This is a genomic window from Planomicrobium okeanokoites (assembly GCF_003428875.1).
In the GTDB taxonomy this organism is placed as follows: domain Bacteria; phylum Bacillota; class Bacilli; order Bacillales_A; family Planococcaceae; genus Planococcus; species Planococcus okeanokoites.
The window spans coordinates 76577-96433 of sequence record NZ_QQRS01000003.1; the positions used below are offsets into that span (position 1 = coordinate 76577).

The following is a 19857-nucleotide window of genomic DNA, read 5'->3' on the forward strand; positions in this document are numbered from 1 at the left end:
ATGACTCGCATGCTGATAAAAAATATACAGCTCGTCCAGCCGGAAGGCGAATTGGCAGAAGGCACGATTCTTATTGAAAACGGCAAAATTGCTGCAGCCTCAACAGAACCGATGACTGATTGGGAAGGCGATTGTTTTGATGGCGGCGGTTCAATTGCGCTGCCCGGATTTATTGATATACATATCCACGGGGCTGGTGGAGCGGATTTCATGGATGATGACCGTTCAGCGACTGCTAAGATTGCAGGTGCTTTGCCTGCTGAAGGCACAACGTCCTTTTTGGCGACAACCTTGACGCAATCGCCCGACCGAATTGCAAATGCGGTTCGGCTTGGCCGGCATTTCATGGAAAATGCAGAACAAGGAGCAGAGATGCTCGGCTTCCATTTGGAAGGTCCATTCATCCATCCGGATCAGGCAGGGGCCCAACCCTCCGCCTATATCTGCGAACCTTCAATGGAGAAATTGTACGGATGGTTCGGTGACGCCCTTGAAAATTTGAAAATCATCACGATGGCACCGGAACAGGATGCCGATTTTCAAGTCATCCGGGAATTGGCTGAACGCGGTGTCATCGTGTCAGCCGGCCATACAACGGCGGATTATGAAACAGTCAGCCATGCACAATCAGCTGGCTTGTCGCATTTGACACATTACGGCAACGCCATGCGCGGCTTGCACCACCGGGAGATCGGAGTGGTTGGAGCGGGCATGCTGAATGGAGAATTATTCTGCGAAATCATCGCGGATGGCATACATCTGTCCCGGGATATGCTGAAACTGATCGTGAAGGTGATCGGGCCGGATCGGTTATTGCTTATCACCGACTCGATGCGCGCCAAGGGATTGCCGGACGGTTCCTACACGCTCGGCGACCAGGATGTGACAGTATCGGGCAAGGAAGCGGTGCTCAGTGACGGTAGGCTTGCCGGCAGTGTACTGAAGATGAATGAAGGGCTGCGGCAGTTACGTGAGGCCGCAGGAATTTCATGGAGTGATGCCATTAAGCTGTCGTCTGAAAATGCGGCACGCCGGCTTGGAGTTTACAACCGGAAAGGCAGCCTGGATCCGGGGAAGGATGCTGATATCGTGCTGGTCACAGATGATTTCAGTGTCCGAAACACCTTTTGCGGAGGAAGGATGTGTTTCGCTCATGATCGATTGGATTAAAGTCAGCAGCTACGAACAGATGAGTGAAATCGCAGCAGACATTTTCACGGAGCAATTAGCGAAGAAACCGGACAGTGTGCTGGGCCTCGCAACTGGCGGCAGTCCACTTGGATTTTATAAGGAGATGGTGCGGCGCTGCCAGGCAGAGGAAATATCTTTTGCCCGTGCTACGACTTTCAATCTCGACGAATACGTTGGCAAAGGCCCAGGGGATGCTACCAGCTACCACGAATTCATGTGCAGGAATTTATTTCGTCAAATCGATCTGCCGGAAACGCGCCACCACCTGCCGAATGGTTTGGCCGAGGATCTGGCGGCTGAATGTGTGCGTTATGAAAAGCTGATTGAAGCAAGCGGCGGCATCGATCTGCAATTGCTCGGAATCGGAGTCAACGGCCATATCGGATTCAATGAACCCGGTTCCCGGTTTGATTCGCGGACACAGGTTATCGAATTGACGGAAGCGACCCGGAAATCGAATGCGAGATACTTCGAAAAAGAAGAAGGTATTCCTGCAAAAGCGATCACGATGGGCATTGAAACGATCATGTCCGCCCGTAAAATTGTGCTGCTGGCTTTCGGAGCCAATAAAACGGATGCGGTAGAGCGCCTGAAGAGCGGTGCCGTAACGGAAGAGTTTCCGGCCAGCGTCCTGCACAAACATCCGCATGTCACCGTGATATACGGCAAATAATAGAGATGATTTTGGTTGGCGTTGAAGCAGGTTAACGGAGAGTGTGATGGAGTTGTCGTATAAATGGATTATGATGTCGTATAGAATCGTTTTAGTGTCGTATAAATTGTTTTTAGTGACGGATAGCCGAGTTTAGCTCATACGAATAAAGAAGAGTGTAAAGTTGCGGCCGCTTCGGCGCTCCGGAGATGCCTTCCGCAACAAGCCTGGCTGGAGTGATGCCAGTCTTGTTGCTTCGGCTACTCCATAGCTGCGCCTTTGCTCGGAGTAGGGGTTAAGAGGAAAAAAGATGGAAGAAGGAACGGTTCTGGAAGTTTGTTGTCTTTAGTTCATTTCTACGGACCTTCTATTGAATAGGGTCGTATAGCGTTAGAGCTATGCCATATAGAGGAATCTTGTTGTCGTATAGAACCGTTTTGGTGTCGTATAAATTGTTTTTAGTGACGGATAGCCGATTTTAGCTCATACGAATAAAGAAGAGTGTAAAGTTGCAGCCGCTTCGGCGCTCCGGAGATGCCTCCCGCAACAAGCCTGGCTGGAGTGATGCCAGTCTTGTTGCTTCGGCTACTCCATAGCCGCGCCTTTGCTTGGGGTGGGGGTTAAGAGGAAGAAAGTTGGAAGAAGGAGCGGTTCTGGAGGTTTGTTGATTAAGATTTATTTCTTCTGTACCTTCTATTGAATGGGGACTTATAGCGTTAGAGCTATGCCATATAGAAGGATCTTGTTGTCGTATAGAATCGTTTTGGTGTCGTATAAAACTTTTTTAGTGTCGGATAGCTAATTTTAGCTTATGCGAATAAAAATGAGTTTAAAGAGCCGCTTCGGCGCTTCGGAGATGCCTCCCGCAACAAGCCTGGCTGGAGTGATGCCAGTCTTGTTGCTTCGGCTACTCCATAGCTGCGCCTTTGCTCGGAGTAGGGGTTAAGAGGAAAAAAGATGGAAGAAGGAACGGTTCTGGAAGTTTGTTGTCTTTAGTTCATTTCTACGGACCTTCTATTGAATAGGGTCGTATAGCGTTAGAGCTATGTTATATAGAAGGATCTTGTTGTCGTATAGAATCGATTTGGTGTCGTATAAATTGTTTTTAGTGACGGATAGCCGAGTTTAACTCATATTTCGCCCAAAAGACGCTTTACAAGAAGCTGGGAGGGCTTGGTTTGAAACAGCTGGCGCACGCCAGCTGCCTGGGGCGGCGAGCCGCCCGATGAAATCAGCTCTTTTTCTTTTGATTTGCGGTTTTTGTTATTTATCTTACAGTTTTGAACTTTTATCTTATGATTTCACTTTTTTATTTTACGCTTCGCGTTTCGTATCCAACAATCAGTATTTATGTCCAATTCCACGAATTATAAAACCTTGAAACTGCTGAAGGCCCATCAGATATCTATAAAAAGCGCCTCTTCTATCCCTCTGGTCAGACTTTCAAAGCCGACCATTGCCCTAGTTGCCTCCCCAAACTCAATTCCACTCAAGTTTTATTCCTGAAAAAGGCTTCAAAATGATTGTTACAAATAGGTAAAATTTATTAAATTATCAAATAATGATTATCAAAAGCCGCCTGTTTAGTATAATTAAATTGATTCGCAAACTAAGCAGAAGGAGCTGGAAGAATGTCAATGTATAGAAGATTGGCGATGGTGCTGGCGGCACTGGTATTAGCTTTAAGCGGTTTGTTTACCGGAGGAGCCGCGGACGCGGCAAAACCTGATAAGGGCAATAAATTGAAGCCGATCGATGTATCGCTTCGCATAATGGGCACGACGGATTTGCATACGAACTTCATGAATTACGATTATTACCAGGATAAAGTGTCCAACGAATTGGGCCTAGCGAAAACGGGTGTGTTAATAGAAGAAGCCCGCGCGGAAAACCCGAATAATCTTTTATTGGACAACGGAGATTTGATCCAAGGAACGCCGTTCGGCGCGTATAAAGTGTCGGTGGATCCGCTTGAGGAAGGCGAATTGCACCCGGCATATGCGGCACTCGAATCCCTTGAATTCGATGCGTCGACGCTCGGGAACCACGAGTTCAACTTCGGGTTGGATTATTTGGACGAGGCATTGGATGATGCTCCGTTCCCGGTGCTTAACGCAAACGTGCTGGATGCGGCAACGGGAGAGAATAAATACCAGCCTTACACAGTAATCGACAAGGAAGTCGTTGATGAGATGGGCAGAACACGTACGCTGCAAGTAGGCGTCATCGGTGTTGTTGCACCGAAAATCATGCAATGGGACCGTACGCATCTTGAAGGCAAAGTCATTGCCGAAGACGCTGTGCAGTCAGTTGAGAAATTCATTCCGGAAATGAAAGCGGAAGGGGCTGACGTCATTGTCGTTCTTTCGCATTCAGGAATTGGCGATGCAACTCATGAAATCGGTGAAGAAGATGTAACGTACCAGATTTCACAAGTCGAAGGTGTTGATGCCATCATCACGGGCCACGACCACGATGTCTTCCCTGGTGCATACGGTGATTTGCCGAATGTCGATCAGGAAAAAGGCACTATCAACGGCACACCGGTTGTCATGGCCGGCAATTTCGGCAGCCATCTGGGTGTCATTGATTTGACGTTGAGCCCGCGCGGCAACGGAAAGCGCTGGGTGGTAACTTCCGAGAAAGCGGAACTGCGCGAAATCGATTCAACGACTGGAGAAGTTGCTGAAGAGGTAGTGGAAGCGGTCAAGGAAGCGCACGAAGGCACGATTGAATACGTTAACACACCGGTTGCTGAAACGACAGCGCCGATCAATAGTTATTTTGCTTTGGTGAATGACGATCCATCCATTCAATTGGTCAATAACGCTCAGACTTGGTATGTGGAGCAGCAGGTAGCAGGCACGGCGAACGAGGACTTGCCGATTCTTTCAGCTGCGGCACCGTTCAAAGCAGGCGGGCGGAATGGCGGCGATTATTACACCAATATCGAAGCCGGACAGATTGCGATTAAAAACGTCGCTGACTTGTACGTTTTCGACAACACGACATTCGCATTGAAAATGACGGGTGCAGATGTGCAGGAATGGCTGGAAATGTCAGCTGGCCAATTCAATCAGATCGATCCGAACGCTGTGGGTGAGCAGCAATTGATCAATAACGATTTCCGTACGTACAACTTCGATGTCATCGACGGCGTCACGTATGAAATCGATGTTACGGAGCCGGCGAAATATGACCTGGCCGGCAATGTAATCAATGAAGGCGCAAACCGCATCAAGAACCTTTCTTATGCAGGCGAGCCGATCGATCCGAGCCAGGAATTCCTGGTAGTGACGAATAATTACCGCGCAAGCGGCAGCTTCCCGGGTGTTGTCAACGCAACGGAAGTGATTGACTATGCTTATGAGAACCGCCAAGTAGTCATTGATTATTTGGAAGGACTCGGCACCATCGATCCTTCTGCAGACAACAACTGGACATTCGCGCCGGTTGCTGGCGAGCAGTCAATCGTCTTCGAGACATCCAACAATGCTCAGGACAAAATTCCGGCAGACAGCGGCATCACGTATATTGCGCCGACTGTGAATGGTTTTGCCAAGTATGGCATTGCGATCGACTAATAAAATTTTGAGTAAGTGGCCCATCCGCGGGAGCGGGTGGGTTTTTTGCTGGGTTTTTGGTGATATTCGCTTTGGCATGTAAGCTATCGTATAAATCTATTTTGATGTCGTATAGAATCGTTTTGATGTCGTATAACTTGATAACGGTGACGGATAGCTGGTTTTGCCTCATATATAATAAATGGACATTAAAGTAAGAGGGAGTTCGTAGCCGCTTTGGCGCTCTGGAGAAGCCTCCCGCAACAAGCCTGGCTGGAGTGATGCCAGTCTTGTTGCTTCGGCCACTCCAATGCCGCGCCTTTGCTTGGGATGGGGTTGGGAGCAGGAGAGTTGAAGAGGAGAGGATTCTGGAAGTGTGTTGTTTCGAGTTTATTTCTGCGGGTCCTTCTATTGAATGGGGGCGTATAGCTTGAGGGAGATGTCGTATAGATTGGTTTTGGTGTCGTATAGAGTCGCTTTATTGTCGTATAAATCGGTTTTAGTGACGGATAGCCGATTTTAGTTCATTTCCATCAAAAATGTCGCCAAATAAGAAGCTACAAGAGATTGGTTTGAAACAGCTGGCGCACGCCAGCTGTCTGGGGCGGCGCGCCACCCGATCAAAGCAGTTCTTGGTCGGGTGACTTATAGTCTTTGTTTTTTATCTTACGTTTTTGAAGTTCTATCTTACGTTTTTGTGTTTCTATCTTACGATTTCATCATGCTATCTTACGGTTTGTGTTTCTTATCGAACATTAAATAAAATTACCACTTTTCTCAAAGAGGTCAAAATCGGTTTTGAAACAGCTGGCGCACGCCAGCTGTCTGGGGCGGCGCGCCGGCCGATCAAAGCAGTTCTTGCACTATTGTCTTATGGTTTTTGTTTTTAATCTTATGTTTTTGAAGTTCTATCTTACGTTTTTACGCTTTTATCTTACGATTTCATCATGCTATCTTACGGTTTGTGTTTCTTATCGAACATTAAATAAAATTACCTCTTTTCTCAAAGAGGACAAAATTGGTATTGAAACAGCTGGCGCACGCCAGCTGCCTGGGGCGGCGCGCCGCCCGATCACAACAGTTCTTGCTCTGTTGTCTTATGGTTTTTGTTTTTTATCTTACGGTTTGGGATTTTTATCTTACGTTTTTGAAGTTCTATCTTACGATTTCGCGATTCTATTTTATGTTTGAGAATTTTTATCTAACGGTTCTTGCGTCTGCTTCTAGACCAACCGCTTCAAAGCAATGGAGCGGGCGGCGTGGATGCCGCTTGTGGCTGCGCCGATTGTGCCGCCGCCTGGGAAGACGTGGTCGCCGCAGACGTAGAGGTTGGGAATGCCGGAATGATGCGAGATGGAATTGAACAGGGCGGAGTCCAAGGTTTGGGGGAAGCCGCCGACGAAGCCGTTCGGTCTGCCGGTGTAACGCTCCCATGCTTTTGGCGCGCCTGTTTCAAGATGCACAATTGATTCGCGGAAACCGGGAATTTGCTGTTCGATTGCCTGGAGCAAGCGCTCAGTTAGGATTTCTCTGGTGGCTTCATATTTTTCCTGCGTATCCCAAAAGCCGGCTTTGGAATGGGTGGAAATTGTCACGGTCTGATAGCCGTCAGGCGCGCGTAAAGTGTCGCCCGGAAGAGAGGCGGACATGAAAAAGTGGGCACCTTCAGCCATGCCGGCTCCTGTTGAAATCTGCCGGAAAGGAGGCAGTGGCTGAGTCAGTTTACTGGAATCGATCGCAATATAGAGAGTCATGGTGGTCCATGTTTCACTTGTTGCACCCTCGAGCAGGGGCTTTTTCAACTTGCTTGCAAGTTCAGGTGTCAGCATGCCAGGCAGCAGGTGGAGCGGGGCATTGACGATGACTGCATCGGCTTGATATTGATTGCCACGGTGATCGGTTGCCTGCCAGCCCTTATCGGTTTGCGCCAATTGGGTGACGGTGCGGCGCTTTTTCAGCACGCCGCCGTTCTCTGTTATGCTGTCGCCCATGAGCTCGGCAAAGCGGTACAGTCCGCCGGGTACGTAATATGCACCTTCATGATAGATATCGAGCGCTACGGCAGCCAGCAAATATGACACATCTTCGGAGCCGGTCTGCATGCTGTCGATCAGGAGACCGTCCAGCATATGGCGGAACGCGGAGAGCTGTTCAAGGCCGTGGTGTTTCAGACGGTTGCCGAGCGTCTTATTGAAATGCTGAAGAAGTTTCACATGGACCGGGCGGATGGCGCCAGTCAAGGCTGCCCATTCCTTCGCTGTTGCCGGTGGCAGTGCAGGAAGCGGGCCCATCAATGTGCGGACGATTGAAGCGGTCTCGTAGATTTCTTTGTAAAAGGAGCGGATCTTCGACTCGTAGGCGGGGAAGTGGCTGACGATTTGATCGACATGCTGGTCCCGGTCTTTGATGAATACAAATTTATGATCAGGGTGGATCATTTCCATTACCGTTTCCAATGGTTCGAGCGGAAACGGCTTCCCGAGGAACCGGAAAATCCGTTCATGGATGCCGCCGCTCTCCAGACCCATGCCGAGCGTGGCACCGGCAGGGTAGAGGAATTGATGCCGTTTGAATTTCCCTGCGCATCCGCCCAGTTCCGAAGATGCTTCGAGAAGTGTGACGCGTTCCCCGTTTTTTGCCAGCAGCGCACCAGCGGTCAATCCGCCGATGCCGGCGCCTATAACTAAGATGTTTTTCGGCATGTCCACCCCTCCTTGGGAATTTTATTGATACACAATCGAATTTATTTGAAATGAAATTTTTTGAATATGGAAAAGATGCGGATTTCGGAATAGCCAGGCAAAAATTGCGAAGCTTAACGTATTTATTAAAGTACCATAATTACTGGCGGCGAGAAAATCTGTGGATTGCAAAGATGCATAATATTCCATATTCTCACAGCTGTCCGGTTGTGCTACGCTGAATACAATAAATGGAGGGATTGAAGATGTTTACATACCGGATTGATGAAGAGTTATCGCTGAAATTATTGGAAGACAAAGATGCAGAGCGTGTGTTTGAGCTGACGGACGGTTCACGCGCTTATTTGAAGGAATGGCTGCCGTGGCTGGATTACACGAAAAAAGTAGAGGATTCGCGCGATTTTATTCGCATGAGCCGACAGAATTACGCTGAAAATAAAACCTTGAATACGGGAATTGTCTATAAAGGGGAAATTGTCGGTTTGGCTGGGTTCAATGAACTGGCGTGGGCGAATAAGACGGCGAAGATCGGTTATTGGCTGGGGCAGGATTACCAGGGGCACGGGATTATGACGCGGGTGGCGGAAGCGCTGACGGACATTTCGTTTGGGCATCTGGGCATGAACCGTACGGAAATCCGTGTGGCGACAGGAAATCTGAAAAGCCGCGGAATTCCGGAACGTCTCGGTTATACGGAAGAAGGGACGCTGCGCCAGGTGGAATGGCTGTATGACCATTTTGTCGATCACATTGTTTACGGAATGCTTGCATCAGAGTGGAAAAAGTAAAACGAGCGGGGTGCTGACATGAATCACATGATCCGGGTCAAAGGTTTGAGCAAGAGTTTCGGAAAGCAGCGCGTGTTGAAGGACATCGAGTTGACGGTGGCTGAAGGGCAGATCTATGGGTTGATCGGTCCGTCCGGCTCCGGCAAGACGACGCTCGTCAAGATGATCGTCGGCATTGATTCACCGGATTCAGGGACAGTGACAGTTATGGACAAACGGGTGCCGGATTTGGGTCTGCTGCAGGATATCGGTTATATGGCGCAGTCGGATGCCTTGTATCTTGAATTGACCGGCAAAGAGAACCTGGCGTTTTTTGCATCGCTATTCAACTTGAAAGGAAGCAGGCTGAAAGAACGGATTGACTACGTGGCAAAAATAGTGGATCTGGAAACTTCTTTGAATAAGAAAGTCGCCGCCTATTCCGGCGGCATGAAGCGGCGGCTGTCGCTTGCGATTGCATTGGTCCATGATCCGAAGCTGCTGATCCTGGATGAGCCGACGGTCGGCATCGATCCCGAATTGCGGCAGTCCGTTTGGCAGGAGCTGCTCGAATTGATGGCCCAGGGCAAAACGATCGTACTGACGACTCATGTCATGGACGAAGCGGCGAAATGCGAGATGATTGCGCTGGTCCGTGATGGCGGAATTTTAGCGAGCGGCTCGCCTGAAGAGTTGAAAGCGAAATTCGGCGCGTCTGATCTGGAAGGCGTCTTTCTGGCAGCGGGGAGGGGAGCGAAATGAGAATTACAGCTCTCGTGAAACGCATCATGCTGCAGATGTTCCGGGACAAACGGACATTGGCGCTGCTGTTTCTGGCGCCGTTGCTGGTCCTGACATTGATGTACCTGATTTTCGACAGCAATGAGGAAGAAATGAAATTGGGTGTAGTGGGCGGAAATGACATGCTCATTGAAACCCTGGAAACGCAAGGGATTCAAGTGGAGGATTTTGAGTCGGCTGACAACGGCACAGTATTGGAAAATAGGCTGGACGGCTTGCTTGAAATAGAAGCTGATGGCGCGATGTTGACGCTGGAGAACGATGATCCGGCGAAAGCGAAAGCGCTGTTGGCACAGATCAGCCAGATTCTGGCGCTGCAGGGGCAAGGATCTGCGGAACAAAACACTTCCAGCCCTGCACTCGAAACCGATTATATTTATGGCAATGAAGACACGGAATTTTTTGATATGATCGGACCGATTCTGGTCGGCTTCTTCGTCTTCTTTTTCGTTTTTCTCATTTCAGGAATCGGCTTATTGAAGGAGCGCGTTTCCGGCACTTTGGAACGGGTATTGGCAACACCCGTCAAACGCTGGGAAATCGTTGCGGCATATTTGACGGGCTTCGGCATATTCGCGGTAATACAGACGACGATCGTCGTTTTCTTTGCCATCTGGATTCTTGATATGGTGATGGAAGGTGAAATTTGGCATGTCATCGTCATCAATTTGATGCTTGCGCTTGTGGCGCTGTCGCTCGGAATTTTATTGTCCACGTTTGCGGGATCTGAATTCCAGATGGTCCAGTTCATCCCGCTGGTCATTGTGCCGCAGATCTTTTTCTCCGGCCTTTTTCCGCTCGACGGCATGGCGGACTGGCTGCAGAATCTGGGCCGCATCATGCCGCTCTATTACGGGGCTGACGCGCTGAAAGCCGTGATGTATAGAGGGGAAGGGCTCATCGATGTATGGGAAGATCTGCTGGTATTGGGTCTTTTCGCGTTATTATTCATCGTCTTGAATATCCTGGCGCTGAAGAGATATAGAAAATTATAGTTTATTTTAGCCCTGTCCCCGTTTATCATGAATAATAGAGAAACAATAAATTACAGCATGGAGGAAGACAGAATGAAATTTTTAGGAATCGGAATTGTCACGGCGGCCATCAGCTTGTTGCTCGGCTATTTTCTGGAAGACTGGAACCTGGCATTCCTGATCGCGGGAATCCTTGGAATCGTCGGTGTCCTGTGGGCATTGCTGTTTTCAGGTGTACTTAAAGGGAACAGCGGCATGGAGCGCATGACCAGCTCTGAACGCCGCAAGGAAAGCGCAAGACGCAACGCAAGAATGAGAAACGCGTTTCTATTCGCATTGCCGAATCTATTGGCTGCCCTCGCAGCTTTGTGGATTTTCTGATATGACTTACCGAAATGACCTTCGAGCCAAATGGGCTCGGAGGTTATTTTTTATTTGCATAAAGGTTTTTTAAAACATTACGGCGAATTAAATCTGAGTATATGAGATAATTTGGAAAAGGATTGAGGAGGCGCGATGTGCTAAAGAAGATTCTGATAGTTGCCGCACTTATGGTTCTGGGATTCATCATGAAAGATATAAGAAATGGTGAAGGAATGGTTTTGGAAAATATTCTGATATACGGCGGCATAGCTTTGGGAGTTATCGCGTTCAAGGAATGGGTGGAAGTGCCCTACGATTGGGATAAGCATAAAAATAAAGATAAGGATAAAGAGAAGAAAAATCTTGGTTAGATTTTGATTTCTATTATAGGTTATATTTCATTTGCGAAAACAACCGAGAACACCACAAGGTTTCCATTTTCAGAAAAAGGGGAATACTTTGGGAACAAATTTTTTTAGAAGCGAAGGAGGGCATCCGATGTTGGGATATTACAGCAAGCTATCAACGGAAGTCTATGGAGTCGATAAACCGATAGGGACATCGTTCGGCGATGTGGAATTCTATCTGGACCGGCTCGCCGGCATCACCGGGCGCATTCTTGAACCGGCAACCGGTACCGGGCGCATGCTCGTGCCTTTGCTTGAGAATAATCTGAGCGTGGACGGATTCGACAGTTCACCGGAAATGCTGGAGATGTGCAAAAAGAATTGTGAGGAGCGGGGGTTGACCCCGAATCTGTTTGAAGCGGATATGCTCACTTTTTCACTTGGCACGGAATATGAAGCTATCGTTGTTCCGGCCGGAACTTTCCTGCTGCTGCATGAACGGGAAGCGTCGATCAAAGCGCTGAAGAATTTCCATCAGCATTTGAAACCGGGCGGCAAGCTGATCATGGATCTTTATTTGCCGACGGACAATGAAGTCGGGAATTCGACGCTGCGTTCGTGGGAACTGGAAGACGGCGAAGTGATCACGCTTGAAACGACGATAAAAGAAATCGATCACATCAATCAATTCAGCGTGTCGCATAACCGCTATGAGCGATGGAAATCCGGCAAGCTGCTGGATACGGAGCTCGAACGTTTTGCGATGCGCTGGTATGGTGTTGAGGAATTCCGCACGATACTTGAAAATCACGGCTATCGCGATATTGTGATTTCCGCTGATTACCAATACGGACAATATCCGGACAGTCCGAAGCAGAGTATCACGTTTGAAGCGGTTGCGGAGAAATAATGGAAGCAAAAAGAGCCTGGAAATTTCTCCAGGCTCTTATCTTTGGGGTTATTTCACTGTCGTTTCTTCGTCATTCCGGTATTCCAGAATGTCGCCAGGCTGGCAATCGAGGGCTTTGCAGATGGCCTCGAGAGTTGAAAAGCGGATCGCTTTCGCTTTGCCATTTTTCAGGATGGACAGGTTGGCCATCGTGATGCCGACTTTTTCTGTCAATTCCGTCACGCTCATTTTCCGTTTTGCCAACATAACATCAATATTGATAATAATCGCCATTATCGTCACCTCAGACCGTTAAATCGTTTTCAGATTTTATTTCAATCGCATTTTCAAAAAGCTTTTGGAGCACTGCCGCAAAAACGGCGATGACAAAGGCACCGAATGTAATGACCATGCCAAGTCCGCCAAGACCAGGCGCATCATCGACCTGTGCCATATACAAGATGAGCGGCAAGCATAAAATGTAGATTCCCGTTATGGTCAGCGCGCAATACTTGATGTTTTTCAGCGCCTTGACCGACAGTTCCGAGAACGCGATGTTCTTGTCAATATAGCTCAGCAGCTTAAGCGACTGGTACAGCGCAATAAAATAGGCGATTGCCGTTATATAGAGGGCAATCATGAAGATCCATTGCAGGAAAGCCCATTCCGGCAAGAGTTCAGCTACAAATGAGCTGAGCGGCGGCACGACGAATATGCAGATTGCCAGTACCGGCAGCGCCATCAAAACGATGACGATTTTCAAAAAGATGGTTTCCCGTTTCATATTCAGCACCTCGTTCACAATTTCTTATATTGAAGATACCATAAATTTTATCGAATATCAATAAATAATTATTGAATATGAATTGGTTTATATAATAATCCTACAAATTAATAAATCTCAGCCCATGGAACTGAGATTTTATTTCCCGCCAAAATAAACGGTGAACAGGAACCCATTCATCACCAAAGCCAGCAAAGGTATAGCCGCAATAAATGCAGATGCAACAAGTTCTCTTTTAGCTCTCTTTGAATTTGCCAGAACGATACTGATCAGAGAAAGCAGATTTATGACGAAAATGGAGATGAAAATACCCAGCAATATATTTTGATTTAGTTCGCCGCCTAATCTTGCGGTATGTTCAGCAACAATTACTGCCAATAACCCCGCAAGTCCCAATACGAAAGAAGTGATAAACCATTTTGCGAATCTGTTCATAGTTTTCTCCTCACTTAAGTTAACAAGATAAGTTGATTATTAATGGTAAAATGAATACAGAGTTTACATAGTAGAGGCATATTTGAAAAGGGGGAGGATATTATGAAAAAGGTGTTGATCCTGATTGGCGTGGTACTTATTTTCTTTATTTTTTTCTACTTTGATAATCCTCCTGAATTCGAGCCTTATATAGAAGGTTATGTAGTAGAAGCAGACATTAACAGACTTTTAGTTGTCAGCGGTATATCTGAAGAACAAGCGGAAAATATGAATCAGAAAGAAGTTGTGAACCTTTCGAACGTGGAGGCGATTTGGGTCAGCAAGTATAACTTTTTCCGATTCAGAGAAGGACAGAAAGTAAGAGTTTGGATAAGCGGAAGTGTGGCAGAATCCTTTCCGGCACAAGCAAAAGCAGATTATGTAGAAATAGTCCGTGATTGATTTCTTGATTATTAATTAGTGAAAGTATTAATGAAATTGATTAATTAGCTATTGAAAATAGGACGGAAAGTAAAGCTCAGTTCAGTGAACTGAGCTTTACAATTTGTTCAGAAAGAAGGGGAGGAAACCGAAATTCCTTTCTATTCTATTATTGCCCCGCATCCTTCATGCGGTGGCTGGCATTGATGTAAAACAAGGTGGCGATGATGAAAAGAATGACTGTCAACATCGTCGCGATCCCTGAATAATCGCCGTCAAAGAAACTGAAATTCGCTAAGTTGACGAACATGATGAGAATCAGGCTTATGTATAATCCTTTGAGCTGGTTCAAGGGTTCACCTCCAAACACTTGCACACAAAACAGCATTTATTTCTTACATGACCATGCTCAAAAAGAATGGTGCTGCTAAAAGGCCGAAGATTATTAGGACCCCGAGTTTGCCGTCCATTTTTCTGCGCAGAAATTCGAAGTGTTCCTCAAGTTTTTGAGAGACGACAAGCAGTCCGAAAAACAAAGCCATATAAACGGCGTAGGCAGCCCAGCGGTTTTCACCAAGCCTTGGTTCAATGCCGAAGAAAAAGACGCTCAGCAAAATCATGACCAGCACCATATAAAGAAGCGTACCAACCTTCATAATAACTCCACCTTACTTCCTGTTAAGATCAACCGCATCCCAGATCAAAAACTTCAATTTCTCTTCATCAATTTCGTCCGCTTTACGGATCCGGACGTGGCGCATCTTCTTGCCGTCGCCTTCGAGCAATCCGTTGCGGTCTTCCAGTTCGGTGCCGCGGTAGAAGCCGAAATTCACGTGACTCTTCGCAGTCTGCATATAGCACACGAGCCCTTCTTTCGAATAGCTCGGTTTTGACCATTTGATCCCTTCCTCGATTTCCGGATAAGCTTCAAACACCACGCCTCTCAAGCGTTTGACGATTGCCTGTACCGGTTCGCCCAGCCCGTCGATCCATTCGTCCACTTGCGGATCCAATCTGCTTTGCATCCTTGCCGCCCCCTTATTCGTCTATTGTTATACTCATTATAACGTTAATGATGAGCCAATTGGGGATAGTTTACAGAATCGTTGATGCGAATAAAATCGGAAATTAAGTTTTATTTATAAATTAAATAATGTTACATTTTATTTATAAATAAAACTAGAGGTGTGAGGAAATGGAGTTCAATGCGAAGAATTTTGGGCAGATCCTGCGGTTTCTGAGGGAGCATGACGGCTTGTCGATGCTGTCGCTGGGGAAAAAGCTGGGGACGTCGGCCAGCCGCATCAAGAGTTGGGAAAACGGTGACTCGGTGCCGTCGGCGAAATGGATTGTGATGCTGAGCAGCGTGCTGGATGTGCCGGTGGATGTGCTGCTGATTACGCCGAAAGAAGAAATCGTGCATTACAGCGACGCGGAATGGGACGACATCATGAACGGCGTCGGGCCGGGAGATAAAGTGTTGGCGGAAGAGCCGGTAGTGCCGGAGCTGACGAAGGCTGATTATTTGGAGAGGCTGCTGTCGATTTCGTCGGGGTTGACCAAGCAGGATGTGTTGGAGTTATATACATTAGCGAAGGTGAAGGCGGAAAAAGGGAATTGACTGCCAAAAAAGCTCGAACGCGGATATATTTTTTTGAGCGCAGATATAATCTGCTGAACACGGATATAATTTTTTGAACGCGGATATAATCTCCTGAACGCGGATATAATTTTTTGAACACGGATATATGAAATAAGGAAGCCAAACCAGCATCTCACAAAGGTCAAAAGCATAAGAAAGGACGCTTTTCGCTAGCGAAAAGCCCTGATTAGAGCAGATCCTAAAACAAAAAACAAAAAAAGACGCATTTCGCTTGCGAAATGCATCCATTAAAAATGGTTTTAAGAAGGTTTCGTCAAAAAACGCCGCGGCTGATATTTCAGCCGTGGCATTTTTTTTTATATTTCTATTTCCTTGATAACACGGGCTGGATTCCCGCCGACCACCGAATTGGACGGCACGTCTTTCACGACAACTGCACCTGAAGCAATGATGGCGTTATCGCCGACTGTCACTCCAGGATTGATGACGGCGCGTCCGCCGATCCACACATTATTGCCGATGGTTACAGGTTTTCCGAACTCTTTGCCGGCATTGCGCTCATTCGGATCAAGCGGGTGGGCAGCCGTATAAATGTGGACACCCGGGCCAAGGAGGCAATTGTCGCCAAAGCGGATTTCACATACATCCAGCAGGCACGTATCGAAATTGGCATAGAAATTCTCGCCGATGTGGATATTATAGCCATAATCGCAGCGGATATTAGGCTCAACAAAAAATTTGTCACCCGTCGAACCGATCAATTCCTTCAACAGCAGCTTCCGATCCGTACCATCCATCTCGGAAGACTTATTGAACAACCGACTCAAACGCCGCGCATTCAGCCGCTCATTCTGCAATGTATTGTCCTTCGGATCATACATCTCCCCGTCCAACATCTTCTGCTTCTCACTTTTCACCCTGCATCGCCCCTTTGTCTGAAACTTGCTACCGCCATTATAGCAGTTTCTTTTGCTGTCACTCCAATAAACCCGGAAATGCCGTTAATTAAAGAAGGATTGTATTCATTTAACAGACAGCGGATGAGAGCTGCCATATAGCAAGATGTTAGTGTCGTATAGATGATGGATAGTGTCGTATAAGCGTTTTTTGTTGTCGCATAAGCTTTTTAACATCACAACACTCTCTTAACTACTACTCACTCAGTAAAAAAGCAGGATGGTCGCAGTCCGCCGCGCGGACTGCTGGGGCGGGGCCAGAGCCCCGCCCGTCTTTCGGCCAATAAGGGGGCTGCTCTTTGGCTGAAGGTTCGATGGCATATAGAGAAGCTTTATTGCCGTATAGAAAACTTTTGTTGTCGTATGGATAGAAGGCAGTATCGTTTAAACAGATTTTATTAACCTATAGAGATTTTCATCTCACAATTGAAATAAACCACTCTCAAGACGGAGGCATTTTCCACCAAAAAACGGGGTATGAGTTCCATAAGGAGTGATAGGGATGGCATTCGACTATGATTTGGATTATGAGAAATTGGATCTGCGGAAGAATCCGGAGCTTTACCGGGTCGGCAAAGGGGAGCAGGGCGTGTTGCTGGTCGAGCCTTACAAGAGTGAGATTTTGCCGCATTGGCGATTCAAGACGCCGGAAATTGCACAGGAGTCGTGTGACAAGATTTCGGATATGTTCGAGGAATACCGCAAGCAGGATGATTTTGTCGGCATGGACATGGCGCGGAAATTCATCCAGATGGGCTATACGCGGGCGCGGCGCTACACGAATTATAAGGGCGGCCGCAAATACAATGAAGACCGCACCATCAAAGAGCGCCAAATCGATCCGGTGAAAGCCGAGTCGGCGGCGATTTTCAAGAAGCGCTGGGATGAAATCCGGGAAGACGAGGATTACAACCGGCGCAAACGGGAGCACCAGCATAAATACGGTGAGTTAAAATCTAAAAATAAAAAGGCGGATCAATCAATGGGCGAGAACGATTTTCCAAAAGGAGTCGGCAAGCCGGCGACAAGAGCGCTGATCGGAGCGGGTTACACGAAGGTCGAACAATTGAAAGACGCCACGGAAAAAGAAATCCTGGAGCTGCATGGTGTCGGTCCGAAAGCGATTAAAGTATTGAAGCAGGAACTCGCTTCAAAAGGACTGGAATTTAAAAAGTGAAAACAAAAACGCCACTCCAATAGGAACGGCGTTTTAAACTGCGGTCATTTCACTGACAAGCTGTGCCAGACGCTCACGCGTCTCCGGCAACTTGTCTTTGATCGCTTCATTATCCCAAACATCATCCGTATAAAAGCTGGAGAAGTCCTGATCTTCATGGCGTGGCACGATGTGCATATGGAAATGCGTCAAGTCGTCAAAGGTGCCGCCGTTCTGGCAGATTGAAATGCCGTCCGGTGCATACGCCATTTTGATGGCACGCGACAGCAATTGCGCCGCCTTCATCACCGATACAGCCGTTTCTGTATCGAATTCATCGATGAATCTGTAATGCTGTTTCGGCAAAATCAGCACATGGCCTTCATTGAACGGGTCGTGGTCAAGAATGCACGTAATCCATTCGTTTTCATAAACCACATGCGTTTCCAATTCGTTATTGGCCAGCTTGCAGCCCAGGCAGTCCTCTGTCTTTTTCATATCCTGTGCTCCTTCCGGGTTTATTACCACATCGGTTCGTTTTCGTTTGTCAATTCAGCCATTTGCGGATACGTCAGCATGAAGACGGCGAACAGAAACAGCGCGACCGCCAGTACTGAGACGATTTCCAGGTCAAACAGCCAGGCGGAACCGATTAAAAGCGGTGCCGGGAAAAAGTTTGCAATCCCCATTCGTTTCCGTGATTTCCTGGTCAGGTATTGCGTTTTGCCGCATTCCGGGCATTCCATTCCTTCGCCAAGCGTAAACGATTTACGCAAAGTCGTTCCCCATGACCATTCATTGTTGCAATTCTCGCAGTGTGGCATCTGAAGTCCTCCATTCGAATCCAATAATTTCTTTTCATGCTAAAGCATGCAGCCAATAAATTCCACAACATTTCCCGGGAAATAAAAGCTGGGGAAGAATAGAATCACTTTTCAGTGTCCGATTCCTTCTTTTTTTTACGGTAGCGGAAACGCCAGCTATAATAGATGGCCAAACCGATCATCATGATTAAGAAGGGCAGATATCTGGATGTGGGTTCACTCGTGAACAAAGCGATGGTACCAAGGATAAAAACAGGGAGCATAATCATAAACCACATCTTCACTTCTTTATTCTTGAAACTCATGTCAACCCGTTCCGCCAACTTCCTCACCCCTTGCAAAAAATTTCTAATGGTTTCATTAATATCATGCTATAGTATTTATACGATTGGAACTCTTGGAAGTTTCATGGAATTCCTCTTGTGAAATATAAATTGAAAAATAGGAGCGGAGCACGCAACCTCCCTCGAAAAGAAGCGTTTAATAGGAAGAGATAACAATAGAAAGCAGGATGAAACATGGAATGGTTGGATTTACTGAAAGCCCTCATTTTGGGCTTTGTGGAAGGCATGACAGAATTCGCGCCGGTATCGTCAACGGGACACTTGATCATCGTCGATGATATGTGGCTGAAATCGCAGGAATTCCTCGGGAAATACCCGGCAAATACATTTAAGATCGTCATACAATTAGGCTCGATTCTGGCAGTGGTAGTCGTGTTCTGGAAGCGGCTGTTCAGCCTGGTCGGCTTGTATAAAATCGAAGGGCAAACTGCCAATACCAGCTTCAACTTATTGCACGTCATCGTCGGCATGCTGCCGGCAGTCGTGCTCGGCTTCGCTTTCAAAGACCTGATCGATGACCATTTATTCGGCGTCGAAACCGTCATTTATGCCTTGATCGCCGGATCGATCCTGATGATCGCTGCCGACAAATTCGGGCCGAAGACGCCAACTGTCAACAGTCTCGATGAAATCACTTATATACAGGCATTCAAAGTCGGAATGGTGCAATGTCTGTCGCTTTGGCCAGGCTTTTCGCGCTCGGGCGCAACGATTTCCGGCGGCGTACTGTTCGGCCTCAACCACCGCACCGCCGCGGATTTCACTTTCATCATGGCCGTGCCGATCATGTTCGGCGCAAGCCTTGTGTCGGTCCTGAAAAACTGGGACACATTGTCGATGGATTACCTGTCGTTTTACATCGTCGGCTTCGTCAGCGCATTCATCTTCGCTTTGATTTCCATCCGTTTCTTCCTGAAACTGATTTCGAAAGTCAAATTGATGCCGTTCGCCATTTACCGACTGGTACTCGCGGCAATCCTGATCGTCATCGTTTTCTTCTAAAATAAAAGCCAGCGGATCGAGAGTGGCAGATTGCTCTTGATCCGTTATTTTTTATGGAATAAATTCAGTGTCAACAGAGAGCCT

The 19857-nt window shown here is 47.4% G+C and carries 25 protein-coding genes and 1 pseudogene; 15 read left to right on the forward strand and 11 right to left on the reverse strand.

Going from position 1 to position 19857, the window contains the following annotated elements; genetic code table 11:
• The 4 genes from nagA to D2910_RS08310 all read left to right on the forward strand — a co-directional run bounded on the left by nagA (position 1) and on the right by D2910_RS08310 (position 6597).
• Complete coding sequence (gene nagA / locus D2910_RS08295) at positions 1–1170, forward strand: N-acetylglucosamine-6-phosphate deacetylase (RefSeq protein WP_117313139.1); 1170 nt, start codon at positions 1–3, stop codon at positions 1168–1170.
• Positions 1157–1864 carry a glucosamine-6-phosphate deaminase gene (gene nagB / locus D2910_RS08300; RefSeq protein WP_377280314.1) on the forward strand — a complete coding sequence of 236 codons (708 nt, stop codon included), beginning with the start codon at positions 1157–1159 and terminating at the stop codon, positions 1862–1864. The genes nagA and nagB overlap by 14 nt, the downstream gene beginning before the upstream one ends.
• Positions 1865–3474: 1610 nt before the next feature.
• Complete coding sequence (locus tag D2910_RS08305) at positions 3475–5427, forward strand: bifunctional 2',3'-cyclic-nucleotide 2'-phosphodiesterase/3'-nucleotidase (protein WP_117313141.1); 1953 nt, start codon at positions 3475–3477, stop codon at positions 5425–5427.
• Positions 5428–6204: 777 nt separating this feature from the next.
• Complete coding sequence (locus tag D2910_RS08310) at positions 6205–6597, forward strand: hypothetical protein (protein WP_117313142.1); 393 nt, start codon at positions 6205–6207, stop codon at positions 6595–6597.
• Between the two features lie 32 nt (positions 6598–6629).
• On the opposite strand, the gene D2910_RS08315 is transcribed toward D2910_RS08310, so the two are convergent.
• A complete protein-coding gene (locus D2910_RS08315; RefSeq protein ID WP_117313143.1) occupies positions 6630–8108 on the reverse strand; it encodes a phytoene desaturase family protein in 1479 nt (492 codons plus the stop codon).
• Between the two features lie 245 nt (positions 8109–8353).
• On the opposite strand from D2910_RS08315, the gene D2910_RS08320 reads away from it, so the two are divergent.
• The 6 genes from D2910_RS08320 to D2910_RS08345 all read left to right on the forward strand — a co-directional run bounded on the left by D2910_RS08320 (position 8354) and on the right by D2910_RS08345 (position 12270).
• Entirely contained in the window at positions 8354–8896 is a 543-nt protein-coding gene (locus D2910_RS08320) for a GNAT family N-acetyltransferase (RefSeq protein WP_084242928.1), read from the forward strand.
• Positions 8897–8914: 18 nt separating this feature from the next.
• Entirely contained in the window at positions 8915–9637 is a 723-nt protein-coding gene (locus tag D2910_RS08325; RefSeq protein ID WP_117313144.1) for an ABC transporter ATP-binding protein, read from the forward strand.
• Positions 9634–10671: an ABC transporter permease gene (locus D2910_RS08330; protein WP_117313145.1), complete on the forward strand. Its 1038-nt coding sequence runs from the start codon at positions 9634–9636 to the stop codon at positions 10669–10671. The genes D2910_RS08325 and D2910_RS08330 overlap by 4 nt, the downstream gene beginning before the upstream one ends.
• A gap of 72 nt (positions 10672–10743) precedes the next feature.
• The gene (locus D2910_RS08335) at positions 10744–11031 is read left to right on the forward strand and encodes a DUF5316 family protein (protein ID WP_084242925.1); all 288 of its coding nucleotides are present in this window, start codon (positions 10744–10746) and stop codon (positions 11029–11031) included.
• Positions 11032–11168: 137 nt separating this feature from the next.
• The gene (locus tag D2910_RS08340; RefSeq protein ID WP_117313146.1) at positions 11169–11384 is read left to right on the forward strand and encodes a hypothetical protein; all 216 of its coding nucleotides are present in this window, start codon (positions 11169–11171) and stop codon (positions 11382–11384) included.
• A 127-nt stretch (positions 11385–11511) separates the two neighbouring features.
• Entirely contained in the window at positions 11512–12270 is a 759-nt protein-coding gene (locus D2910_RS08345; protein WP_117313147.1) for a class I SAM-dependent methyltransferase, read from the forward strand.
• 48 nt (positions 12271–12318) lie between these two features.
• On the opposite strand, the gene D2910_RS08350 is transcribed toward D2910_RS08345, so the two are convergent.
• From D2910_RS08350 to D2910_RS08360, 3 genes are all read right to left on the reverse strand, one after another.
• Positions 12319–12543, reverse strand: coding sequence for a helix-turn-helix domain-containing protein (locus D2910_RS08350; protein WP_117313148.1), 225 nt, complete (start codon positions 12541–12543; stop codon positions 12319–12321).
• A 10-nt stretch (positions 12544–12553) separates the two neighbouring features.
• Complete coding sequence (locus tag D2910_RS08355; protein WP_117313149.1) at positions 12554–13033, reverse strand: DUF2975 domain-containing protein; 480 nt, start codon at positions 13031–13033, stop codon at positions 12554–12556.
• A 138-nt stretch (positions 13034–13171) separates the two neighbouring features.
• The gene (locus D2910_RS08360; protein WP_117313150.1) at positions 13172–13468 is read right to left on the reverse strand and encodes a hypothetical protein; all 297 of its coding nucleotides are present in this window, start codon (positions 13466–13468) and stop codon (positions 13172–13174) included.
• Positions 13469–13570: 102 nt separating this feature from the next.
• Here D2910_RS08360 and D2910_RS08365 point away from each other — a divergent pair, with 102 nt between their 5' ends.
• Positions 13571–13909, forward strand: a complete 339-nt coding sequence (locus D2910_RS08365) for a YobA family protein (protein WP_117313151.1) — start codon at positions 13571–13573, stop codon at positions 13907–13909.
• 148 nt (positions 13910–14057) lie between these two features.
• On the opposite strand, the gene D2910_RS08370 is transcribed toward D2910_RS08365, so the two are convergent.
• The 3 genes from D2910_RS08370 to D2910_RS08380 are packed head-to-tail and all read right to left on the reverse strand — an operon-like array spanning position 14058 to position 14913.
• The gene (locus tag D2910_RS08370) at positions 14058–14240 is read right to left on the reverse strand and encodes a hypothetical protein (protein WP_117313152.1); all 183 of its coding nucleotides are present in this window, start codon (positions 14238–14240) and stop codon (positions 14058–14060) included.
• Between the two features lie 43 nt (positions 14241–14283).
• Positions 14284–14544, reverse strand: a complete 261-nt coding sequence (locus tag D2910_RS08375) for a hypothetical protein (RefSeq protein ID WP_117313153.1) — start codon at positions 14542–14544, stop codon at positions 14284–14286.
• 12 nt (positions 14545–14556) lie between these two features.
• Positions 14557–14913, reverse strand: a complete 357-nt coding sequence (locus D2910_RS08380) for a DUF1801 domain-containing protein (RefSeq protein ID WP_084242917.1) — start codon at positions 14911–14913, stop codon at positions 14557–14559.
• 170 nt (positions 14914–15083) lie between these two features.
• Here D2910_RS08380 and D2910_RS08385 point away from each other — a divergent pair, with 170 nt between their 5' ends.
• Positions 15084–15509 (forward strand): helix-turn-helix domain-containing protein, encoded by a 426-nt coding sequence (locus tag D2910_RS08385; RefSeq protein WP_117313154.1) that lies wholly within the window; start codon positions 15084–15086, stop codon positions 15507–15509.
• 338 nt (positions 15510–15847) lie between these two features.
• Here D2910_RS08385 and D2910_RS08390 read toward each other — a convergent pair whose 3' ends face one another.
• Positions 15848–16408 carry a maltose acetyltransferase domain-containing protein gene (locus tag D2910_RS08390; RefSeq protein ID WP_133299088.1) on the reverse strand — a complete coding sequence of 187 codons (561 nt, stop codon included), beginning with the start codon at positions 16406–16408 and terminating at the stop codon, positions 15848–15850.
• Between the two features lie 541 nt (positions 16409–16949).
• Here D2910_RS08390 and D2910_RS08395 point away from each other — a divergent pair.
• Both D2910_RS08395 and D2910_RS16865 read left to right on the forward strand, forming a co-directional pair.
• Positions 16950–17393, forward strand: a pseudogene (locus tag D2910_RS08395) (DUF4385 domain-containing protein); the annotation flags it as partial.
• Positions 17394–17429: 36 nt separating this feature from the next.
• Complete coding sequence (locus tag D2910_RS16865) at positions 17430–17624, forward strand: helix-hairpin-helix domain-containing protein (protein ID WP_165850168.1); 195 nt, start codon at positions 17430–17432, stop codon at positions 17622–17624.
• Positions 17625–17657: 33 nt separating this feature from the next.
• Here D2910_RS16865 and D2910_RS08400 read toward each other — a convergent pair whose 3' ends face one another.
• The 3 genes from D2910_RS08400 to D2910_RS08410 form a co-directional block, all read right to left on the reverse strand.
• The gene (locus D2910_RS08400; protein ID WP_117313156.1) at positions 17658–18101 is read right to left on the reverse strand and encodes an HIT family protein; all 444 of its coding nucleotides are present in this window, start codon (positions 18099–18101) and stop codon (positions 17658–17660) included.
• Between the two features lie 23 nt (positions 18102–18124).
• Entirely contained in the window at positions 18125–18427 is a 303-nt protein-coding gene (locus tag D2910_RS08405) for a TIGR04104 family putative zinc finger protein (protein ID WP_084242913.1), read from the reverse strand.
• Between the two features lie 104 nt (positions 18428–18531).
• Positions 18532–18750, reverse strand: coding sequence for a hypothetical protein (locus tag D2910_RS08410; protein WP_117313157.1), 219 nt, complete (start codon positions 18748–18750; stop codon positions 18532–18534).
• Positions 18751–18945: 195 nt separating this feature from the next.
• Between D2910_RS08410 and D2910_RS08415 the strand changes: the two genes are divergently transcribed.
• Positions 18946–19773, forward strand: a complete 828-nt coding sequence (locus D2910_RS08415) for an undecaprenyl-diphosphate phosphatase (RefSeq protein WP_117313158.1) — start codon at positions 18946–18948, stop codon at positions 19771–19773.
• The last annotated feature ends 84 nt before the right edge of the window (positions 19774–19857 follow it).

Coding starts and splice junctions, on each gene's coding strand:
- D2910_RS08320 (WP_084242928.1), top strand. CDS start 8,354: ATGTTTACATACCGGATTGATGAAGAGTTATCGCTGAAATTATTGGAA.
- D2910_RS08365 (WP_117313151.1), top strand. CDS start 13,571: ATGAAAAAGGTGTTGATCCTGATTGGCGTGGTACTTATTTTCTTTATT.
- D2910_RS08330 (WP_117313145.1), top strand. CDS start 9,634: ATGAGAATTACAGCTCTCGTGAAACGCATCATGCTGCAGATGTTCCGG.
- D2910_RS08345 (WP_117313147.1), top strand. CDS start 11,512: ATGTTGGGATATTACAGCAAGCTATCAACGGAAGTCTATGGAGTCGAT.
- D2910_RS16865 (WP_165850168.1), top strand. CDS start 17,430: ATGGGCGAGAACGATTTTCCAAAAGGAGTCGGCAAGCCGGCGACAAGA.
- D2910_RS08325 (WP_117313144.1), top strand. CDS start 8,915: ATGAATCACATGATCCGGGTCAAAGGTTTGAGCAAGAGTTTCGGAAAG.
- D2910_RS08315 (WP_117313143.1), bottom strand. CDS start 8,108: ATGCCGAAAAACATCTTAGTTATAGGCGCCGGCATCGGCGGATTGACC.
- D2910_RS08360 (WP_117313150.1), bottom strand. CDS start 13,468: ATGAACAGATTCGCAAAATGGTTTATCACTTCTTTCGTATTGGGACTT.
- D2910_RS08335 (WP_084242925.1), top strand. CDS start 10,744: ATGAAATTTTTAGGAATCGGAATTGTCACGGCGGCCATCAGCTTGTTG.
- D2910_RS08350 (WP_117313148.1), bottom strand. CDS start 12,543: ATGGCGATTATTATCAATATTGATGTTATGTTGGCAAAACGGAAAATG.
- D2910_RS08355 (WP_117313149.1), bottom strand. CDS start 13,033: ATGAAACGGGAAACCATCTTTTTGAAAATCGTCATCGTTTTGATGGCG.
- D2910_RS08305 (WP_117313141.1), top strand. CDS start 3,475: ATGTCAATGTATAGAAGATTGGCGATGGTGCTGGCGGCACTGGTATTA.
- D2910_RS08380 (WP_084242917.1), bottom strand. CDS start 14,913: ATGCAAAGCAGATTGGATCCGCAAGTGGACGAATGGATCGACGGGCTG.
- nagA (WP_117313139.1), top strand. CDS start 1: ATGACTCGCATGCTGATAAAAAATATACAGCTCGTCCAGCCGGAAGGC.
- D2910_RS08375 (WP_117313153.1), bottom strand. CDS start 14,544: ATGAAGGTTGGTACGCTTCTTTATATGGTGCTGGTCATGATTTTGCTG.
- D2910_RS08405 (WP_084242913.1), bottom strand. CDS start 18,427: ATGCCACACTGCGAGAATTGCAACAATGAATGGTCATGGGGAACGACT.
- D2910_RS08400 (WP_117313156.1), bottom strand. CDS start 18,101: ATGAAAAAGACAGAGGACTGCCTGGGCTGCAAGCTGGCCAATAACGAA.
- D2910_RS08385 (WP_117313154.1), top strand. CDS start 15,084: ATGGAGTTCAATGCGAAGAATTTTGGGCAGATCCTGCGGTTTCTGAGG.
- D2910_RS08415 (WP_117313158.1), top strand. CDS start 18,946: ATGGAATGGTTGGATTTACTGAAAGCCCTCATTTTGGGCTTTGTGGAA.